Source organism: Rheinheimera sp. SA_1, from assembly GCF_001669775.1.
In the GTDB taxonomy this organism is placed as follows: Bacteria; Pseudomonadota; Gammaproteobacteria; order Enterobacterales; family Alteromonadaceae; genus Pararheinheimera.
In genome coordinates this window covers 1-1,186 of sequence record NZ_LXWK01000009.1, presented here as the reverse complement: position 1 = coordinate 1,186, position 1,186 = coordinate 1, and the positions used below count along the sequence as shown (strand labels likewise).

At 43.5% G+C, this 1,186-nt stretch carries 1 protein-coding gene; it reads right to left on the bottom strand.

The window, feature by feature from the left end; all coding sequences use genetic code 11:
* Positions 1–39 precede the first annotated feature (39 nt).
* A protein-coding gene (locus A5320_RS01250) for an IS3 family transposase (protein WP_157605574.1) occupies positions 40–1,115 on the bottom strand; the annotation gives its coding sequence in 2 pieces (ribosomal slippage) (positions 40–863 and positions 863–1,115; 1,077 coding nt in all).
* Positions 1,116–1,186 lie beyond the last annotated feature (71 nt).

Sequence of the window (1,186 nt, the reverse complement as noted above, 5' to 3'; positions counted from 1 at the left end):
GGTAATCCTCCCATTTTTAACCGAAGTTAAAAGTAGAGTTTATGCAGCCATCAATGGCGGCTTTCCGCCATTGGCTTTGTGCGGTCGTTCATGATTGTAAAACCATAACCATTTTGTGGCATAGTCCTGAACTTCTTCAAGCGTATCAAATAAATGTTTGCTTACCCAGCTGTACCTAATTGTCTTATTGTGTCTTTCGATGTACGCATTTTGCTGCGGCTTGCCAGGTTGAATGTAATCAATCCTGATCTCATGCTTTTTCGCCCATTCTGTAAATTCGTGGCTAATAAATTCAGGTCCATTGTCACAACGGATCGCAATTGGTTTTGTTCGCCCTTCAAGTAGCTGATTTAGCGCTCGGATCACCCGCATTGTTGGCAATGAAAAACCTGCTTCAATCGCGAGCCCTTCACGTTTAAAGTCATCAATCACGTTGAACAGTCGATAGCTTCGTCCATCTGATAACTGGTCATGCATAAAATCTATCGACCAAACCTGATTGGGTTTAGTTGGCTCTTTCAGCGGCTCTGGTGCATTTCGTTTTAACCTTCTGCGTGGTTTTATCCGCAGATTTAACGCTAATTCGCAGTAAATTCGGTATACACGCTTATGGTTCCAAGCAAAGCCTTTTACGTTGCGTAAGTAATTAAAACACTGACCAAAGCCCCAATCCGATTCTTTTTCAGTTAATTCAACAAGAAAGTCTGCAATCTCTGCATTTTCGTCGTCATTAACGCGCTGGTAGCGGTAACAGGTTTCGCTGATACAAAATACTGCACAGGCCAAACGGATACTGATTTTTCGATTTGCAACTGCATGCTGAGCCATCGCTTTACGTTGCGACGGCTTTACCACTTTTTTGCCATGGCTTCCTGAATGACATCGGCCTTTAGCCGCTCTTCGGCATACATCTTTTTCAGTCGGGCATTTTCAGCTTCAAGCTCTTTTAGACGAGCCATCAATGATGCATCCATGCCGCCAAATTTGGCTCGCCATTTGTAAAAAGTCGCTGAGCTCATGCCATGTTCGCGGCACAATTCTGGGACTGGAGTTCCGGCTTCAGCTTGTTTAAGGATTGCCATGATTTGGCTATCGGTGAATTTTGATGTTTTCATAGTGAATCTCCTGCGTTTATGTTACGAGAAAATTCTACTTTTGACGTCAGTTAATTTGAGGGGGGATTACC